This is a genomic window from Bradyrhizobium sp. SHOUNA76 (assembly GCF_023006445.1).
In the GTDB taxonomy this organism is placed as follows: Bacteria; Pseudomonadota; Alphaproteobacteria; order Rhizobiales; family Xanthobacteraceae; genus Bradyrhizobium.
Genome location: NZ_JALBHA010000384.1, coordinates 1 through 6,456 on the forward strand (window position 1 = coordinate 1; position 6,456 = coordinate 6,456).

Below are 6,456 nucleotides of genomic sequence, written 5' to 3' on the forward strand. Positions count from 1 at the left end.
ACCATCGCCAGCGATCGTTCGGCCGCCTCCTCCGCCCTGGCCCGGCTGTGGCGGCCCTGGCCGTAAAAGCCGGCGAGCGCGACGTTCTCGAAGATGGTCAGGCGGCGGAACGGCCGCGGAATCTGGAAGGTGCGGCCAATGCCGCTGTTGATGATCCGGTGCGGCGCGAGGCCTGCGATCTCGGAGCCGCCGAACATGATCGAGCCCGATGTCGGCGCCAGCGTGCCGGAAAGCATGTTGAAGATCGTGCTCTTGCCCGAACCGTTGGGACCGATCAGGCCGAGGATCTCGCCCTGATCGACCTGGAACGACACGTTGTTGACGGCGGTAAAGCCGCCGAACCGCTTCACCAGCCCGCTGACTTCCAGCACCAAAGCCCTCCGCTGCTACTGGTTGCTGTAGGTGGTGCCTTTCGGCAGCGGCAGCACGGCCTCGCGCTGCGCCTGGCTCTTCGGCCACACCACATGAGACTTGTCCTCGAGATACTGGATCACGACGGGGAACGAGCGCTCGTTCTGCCCGGCCATGGGCGTGCCCTCGCTGTAGAACTTCACGCCGAAGCCGAGCATGGTGCCGCCCTCGGAGATGTCGGCGTCGAGCGCCGCCTTGCGCAGCGCATCGGGATCGACGCCACCGTACTTCTTGATCGCCCGCGGCAGCACATCCGCCATGAACACGTAGGTGTTGGACGCACCGATGCCGACATGGGCGGAGCGGATGGCAACGCCGGGCCGGATCTTGTCGAACTCCTCGCCGACCATCTTGATGACGGGCGAGAGCTTCGGATCCATGGTCTTCTGGTTGGCCAGCCAGATCGAGATCGGGTCCGCGTTGAAGATATAGGCGGCATCGGCTCCCATGCCTTCCTTCAGCTTCTCATAGACACCATAGCCCGCGCCATGCCCCATCAGCGCGCCGAACCTCAGGCCCTGCTCGCGGGCCTGGCGCAGCAGCAGGGTGATGTCCGGATTGTAGCCGGTGTGGAAGATCACGTCGGGCTTGGCGCGTTTCAGCTTGGTCACCAGCGGGGACAGATCAGGCGCTGTCGCCGAATAGCCTTCCTTGAGCACGACGTTGAAGCCGGCTTTCTTCGCGCCGGCCTCGTTGCCCTTGGAGACGTCGACGCCATAGGCGCCGTCCTCGTGGATGATGGCGACGCGCAGATCCTTTGGTTCCTTGCCGAACTTCTCCTTGGCGTTCTGCGCGATGAAATCCATCGTCATCATGCCGAATTGGTCGCCGCTCGCCTGCGGCCGGAACACGTATTTGTAGCCCTTCTCGTTGAACACGGCCGACGAAATGCAGGTCGTCATCCACATGAACTTCTTGAGCTGCTCGACGCGGGCGGCTACGGGCACGCACTGCGCCGAGGAGAAGAAGCCGAGCACCATGTCGACCTTCTCCTGCTCGAGCAGGCGGACGGATTCGTTGATGGCGATGTCGGGCTTGCTCTGCGCGTCGGCATAGACCGCCTCGATCTTGTAGCCCTCGACGCCGGTCTTGGCGAAATGGTCGAGGATGATCTTTGTGCCGACATAATTGAGCTCGGAGCCACCGCCGGCCAAAGGCCCGGTCAAATCAAAAACAACGCCGATCTTGATCTTCTTGTCCTGAGCCTGGGCGGACACCGCCAAGCCCGTCGCCGATATCGCGACCACCAGCCCACGTACCAACCGGGCAGCCATGCGCAGGCGCATCAAAACCTCCCTGGACGATTGTGCATTGCATTCGTCTTGCTTTTCGTTGCCCCATCACATGGGCTGAGCGCAGCGATGTCAAGCCTTGCGCATCAGCGCGAAGCGAACTGCTGCTCGATAAAGGCCGTGACAAATCGCGGCATGGTCGGCGTGAGATCACTCATCCCGCGCACGAGATGAATGGCCGACAATTCAGGCTCGTCCTCACGGGCGAGATTGGCTTCGATCAGCGCGCGAGCCTCATCGCCGGGCATGTCCAGATTGAGCACCTGCATCATCGCAATCGCGGGGCCGCTGACGATGCAGTGCCAGTCCGGCTCGGCCCGATAGTCCGCCGCGGTCAGGCCGGTCTCCTCCTCGATTTCGCGGACGACGCTGCCGGGAATGTCGAGCGCACCCTCAATGACGTCGTCGAGGTCGGGCGTGCCCGAGGGGAAATAGATGCGGCCCGCATTGGCGGTGTGCTGCGCCATTTCGCCCATGATGAAGGCGCCGTCGGAAGCGCGCAGCGCGCCCATGCCAAATCCGTTGAACACCGCCTTGTCGGGAAATCCCCAGTCGCGCCAGGCGAGGAAGCTGGCAAAATCGGTCTCGAAATAGGTCGCGGAGAGATGGCCATCCGCAAACACCGCGTCCTGCCCGAGCAGGACGCGCCCATTCCAGATCTTCGGCCGCTCGCGTTGCTTCTCGGCGAAATGCGCCGCAATCTCGGCCCCCCGTTCCTCCGCGAACGGCCAGACGATCGGCCGCACGGCAAGATCGAGCGTCGTGACGCGATGAATGATTGGTGACGCCATGAGGGACGACTACCGCATCTTCGCGTCAGCTATTTGGCATTCCCCGTCGTCTTCTTGGCCTGCTCGACGAACTTGTTGGTGAAGGTCTTGCTGACGTCGATCTTGGCATTGGCCACCTCGGGCGAGCCGACGCTGAACACCGAAAGCACGGCGTCAGCGCCCTTCGGATCCATCTTCCCGGTCTCGGAGTACATCGGGATCGTGTTCTTCAGCGCGGCGAGATAGAGGTCCTTGTTCTTGCCGACCGTCGCTTCCGGCATCTTCGCCATGATCTCCTCAGGGCTGTGCGAATGGATCCAGGCGAGCGTGGCGAGGATCGCGTTGGTGAGCCCCTGCGTCTCCTTCTCGTGGCCATTGACCCAGGCCGCCGTCGAGTACAGAGCCCCGCCGGGATATTCGCCGCCGAAGGTGTCGAGCGTGTCCTTCTGCGTGCGGGTGTCGGAGAGGATGCGCAGATCCTTGTGGTTGCCCTGGAGCACGGTGACGGAGGGATCGAGCATCACGGCCGCATCGATCTGGCCCTGCTCCATCGCGGCGACGGCGGTGGCACCGAGGCCGACGCCGATCACGGCGGCGCTGGTGGGATCGATGCCGTTCTTCTTGAGCATGTACTTCAGGAAGAAGTCGGTGGAGGAGCCGGGCGCACTGACGCCGACCTTCTTGCCGGCGAGATCCTTGACCGACTTGATGTCGTTGGTTCGCGAGGGCGCGACCACGAGCACGAGGCCGGGATAGCGGTCATAGACCACGAAAGCCTGCAGCTCCTGCTTCTTGGCGGCCAGATTGACGCAATGGTCGAAATAGCCGGACACCACGTCGGCGCTGCCGCCGAGCACGGCCTTGAGCGCGTCCGAACCGCCCTTGAGGTCGACCAGCTCGACATTCAGGCCGGCCTTCTCGTATTCGCCGAGCTGCTTGGCCAGCACCGTCGGCAGATAGCACAGGCAGGAGCCGCCGCCGATCGCGATGGTGACCTTGCTTTGCGCCGCGGCAAAACCGGTGGTGAGCGTCAGCGCGAGCAGCGCGCCGGCGAGCCTGGCAATCGTGTTCTTCATTGGTTTCCTCCGTTCGGCGGGCGGCACCATAAAGCAGCAGGGCTGGCTTGAGAAGCGCTGCCGGAGGCACTGGTCATCGGCCATTCGGCGAAATAGCATGCCCCGACAAGAATAATTCTCGATGGGAGGATCATCCGTGAATCGCTTTACAGCCGGGCTGTCGATTGCCGCCGCCTTTGCCGCCGGATGCGGCGCAACCCATTTGCTCCGGCCGGCACTCGCCGCCGAAAACATCACCGCGCAGATCATCCATACCGGCGAGATGGAGGGCGATGCGCTCGGGGACGCCAACAAGGTCGGCTTTCGCTCCAAGACATTCATGACCGCCGACGGCGCAACCATCTCGATCCAGGTCGGCAATGTGCCCAAGCACATGCATCCCAACACCAACGAGATCCAGTACATCCTGGACGGCACCGGCACGATCTGGCTCGGCGACAAGGAGGTCACGGTAAAGCCCGGCGACCTCGTCATCATTCCCAAGGGCACGCCGCACGGCGGCACCAAGCCGATCAGCGGACAGGTCAAGGCGATCGCGATCAAGACCCCGCCGCAGGCGCCCGACGACACCAAGCTGCTGGATTGAGCTTCCTTCACCTCTCCCGCTTGCGGGAGAGGTCGCGCCGAAGGCGCGGGTGAGGCCTCTTTCCTCTTGGGGGTTCTCGCAAGTGGAGAAACCCTCTCCCCAACCCTCCCCCGCAAGCGGGGGAGGGAGCGCACCCTGGGTGCGGCCCGCAATCCGAAACCAACTTGCGCCCCTACCCGCGCCCATCCGATGCCGTCGGCCGCCAAACCAGCAGACGGCGTTCGACCAGCGTGACGCCATAGTCGATCAGGATCACGAACGCCGACAGCACGAACATGCCGGCGAACACGCCGGCGACGTCGAACACGCCCTCGGCCTGCTGGATCAGGTAGCCGAGCCCGGCCGCCGATCCCAGATATTCGCCTACGACCGCGCCGACCACGGCGAAGCCCACCGAGGTGTGCAGCGAGGAGAACATCCAGGACAGCGCCGAGGGCCAATAGACGTGCCGCATCAACTGCCGCTCGCTCATTCCCAACATGCGCCCGTTGTCGAGCACGGTGCGGCTGACCTCCTTGACGCCCTGGTAGACGTTGAAGAACACGATGAAGAACACCAGCGTCACGCCGAGCGCGACCTTCGACCAGATGCCAAGGCCGAGCCACAGCGCGAAGATCGGCGCGAGCACGACGCGCGGCAGCGCGTTGACCATCTTGACGTAGGGGTCGAACACGGCGGCGACCAGGGGCTGGCGTGCGAACCAGAAGCCGACCAGCACGCCGCCGGCTGATCCGATCACAAAGGCCAGGATCGATTCCGTCAGCGTGATGCCAAGATGCTTCCAGATCACGCCGGACGAGAACCACTTCACGATCTGGATGAACACATCGAACGGATTGGAGAAGAAGAACGGCGGCAGCAGGATCTTGCCGAACAGGGGGACGGTCGACAGCACCTGCCACAGCACAATGCAGACGACCGCAACCAGGATTTGCAGCGCAAGCAGCGTCGGGCGCGACATCAGACCGCCTCCGCCGCGTGCGTGGACTGGGCGTAGCCCTTCATCACCTCGTCCTTGAGCACGCTCCAGATCTCGCGATGCAGCGCATGGAACTCCTTGTCGAGCCGCACCTCGAAGATGTCGCGCGGGCGCGGCAGGCTCACGCGCCAGTCGCCGATGATGCGCGAGGACGGCCCGGCCGACATGATCACGACGCGGTCGGCGAGCGCGATCGCCTCTTCGAGATCATGGGTGACGAACAGCACGGCCTTGCGGTCGGCGTTCCACAAGTCGAGCAGCAGATTGCCCATCACCTGGCGCGTCTGCGCATCGAGCGGCCCGAACGGCTCATCCATCAGCAGGATCTTCGGGTCGCGGATCAGCACCTGCGCCAGCGCGACGCGCTTGCGCTGGCCGCCGGAGAGCATGTGCGGATAGCGACCGGCGAACGCGCCGAGGCCGACGGAGGTCAGCCATTTCTGGGCGCGCGGCAGCGCTTCGGCGCGCGGCGTGCCCTTGATCTCGAGCCCGATCGCGACGTTGTCGAGCGCGGTCTTCCACGGGAACAAGGCGTCGGCCTGGAACAGATAGCCGGCATCCCGGTTCAGCCCCGCCAGCGGCCGGTCGAATATCTTGACGTTGCCGGCGGCAGGCTTCAGCAGCCCGGCCGCAACGTTGAGCAGCGTGGATTTCCCGCAGCCCGTGGGGCCGACAATGGCCACGAACTCACCCTGCGCCACCGCGAGATGAGCTTTCTCCACCGCCGTATAGACCCGACCGTCCCCCAGCCGGAACGCGACCTTGGCATCTTCCAGCGCCACTGCCGTGGGCGTCGACATATGCTTCCTCCGAATTTCGCTTGATGCCTTAGCCGCTCGCGCGGCCAAGTTCAATCAAGCCGCCAAGCGTGCTACGCATGGGTAAGGAAAAATTGAGCCCCATCCAATGCCCTCGAAGCTGGCGATCAGCTACCACCGCGTCACCAAGAGCTTCGGCTCGCTTAGGGCCGTCGACGATGTGTCGCTCGACATCGCCGAGGGCGAATTTCTGGCCGTCGTCGGCGGCTCGGGCTCCGGCAAGACGACGCTGCTGCGGCTCGCCAACCGGCTGATCGAGGCCGATAGCGGCACGATCACCGTCGAGGGCGAGAACGTGCGAGACGTTGATCCGGTCGCGCTGCGGCGCCGGATCGGCTACGTGTTCCAGGCCGGTGGGCTGTTTCCCCATTTGAGCGTCGCCGACAATATCGGGATCACACCAACCCTGCTGGGCGCGCCGGCAGCGGATATCGCGACACGCGTCGACGAGCTCCTGGAGCTCGTGCAGCTCGATCGTGATGCGCACCGCGACCGCCTGCCGGAGGCGCTCTCGGGCGGCCAGC

General features: G+C 64.3%; 8 protein-coding genes. 2 read left to right on the plus strand and 6 right to left on the minus strand.

Annotated elements, in window-relative coordinates; genetic code table 11:
• The 4 genes from MOV74_RS28290 to MOV74_RS28305 form a co-directional block, all read right to left on the minus strand.
• Positions 1–371, minus strand: a 371-nt coding sequence (locus MOV74_RS28290; RefSeq protein WP_246929901.1) for an ATP-binding cassette domain-containing protein, incomplete at its 3' end; no start/stop codon positions are given.
• Between the two features lie 15 nt (positions 372–386).
• Positions 387–1,697, minus strand: coding sequence for an ABC transporter substrate-binding protein (locus MOV74_RS28295; protein ID WP_246929902.1), 1,311 nt, complete (start codon positions 1,695–1,697; stop codon positions 387–389).
• Positions 1,698–1,789: 92 nt separating this feature from the next.
• On the minus strand, positions 1,790–2,494 hold the full coding sequence (locus tag MOV74_RS28300; protein WP_246929903.1) for an NUDIX hydrolase: 705 nt from the start codon (positions 2,492–2,494) through the stop codon (positions 1,790–1,792).
• A 29-nt stretch (positions 2,495–2,523) separates the two neighbouring features.
• Complete coding sequence (locus tag MOV74_RS28305) at positions 2,524–3,549, minus strand: ABC transporter substrate-binding protein (protein WP_246929905.1); 1,026 nt, start codon at positions 3,547–3,549, stop codon at positions 2,524–2,526.
• A 136-nt stretch (positions 3,550–3,685) separates the two neighbouring features.
• On the opposite strand from MOV74_RS28305, the gene MOV74_RS28310 reads away from it, so the two are divergent.
• Positions 3,686–4,135, plus strand: a complete 450-nt coding sequence (locus MOV74_RS28310; protein ID WP_246929907.1) for a cupin domain-containing protein — start codon at positions 3,686–3,688, stop codon at positions 4,133–4,135.
• A 172-nt stretch (positions 4,136–4,307) separates the two neighbouring features.
• Here the strand turns inward: MOV74_RS28310 and MOV74_RS28315 are convergent, their stop codons facing one another.
• Positions 4,308–5,096, minus strand: a complete 789-nt coding sequence (locus tag MOV74_RS28315) for an ABC transporter permease (protein WP_246929909.1) — start codon at positions 5,094–5,096, stop codon at positions 4,308–4,310.
• Positions 5,096–5,914, minus strand: a complete 819-nt coding sequence (locus MOV74_RS28320; RefSeq protein WP_246929911.1) for an ABC transporter ATP-binding protein — start codon at positions 5,912–5,914, stop codon at positions 5,096–5,098. Before MOV74_RS28320 ends, MOV74_RS28315 begins: the two co-directional genes overlap by 1 nt.
• A 106-nt stretch (positions 5,915–6,020) precedes the next feature.
• On the opposite strand from MOV74_RS28320, the gene MOV74_RS28325 reads away from it, so the two are divergent.
• Positions 6,021–6,456 (plus strand): ATP-binding cassette domain-containing protein (locus tag MOV74_RS28325; RefSeq protein WP_246929913.1); only part of this gene is annotated, 436 nt, incomplete at its 3' end.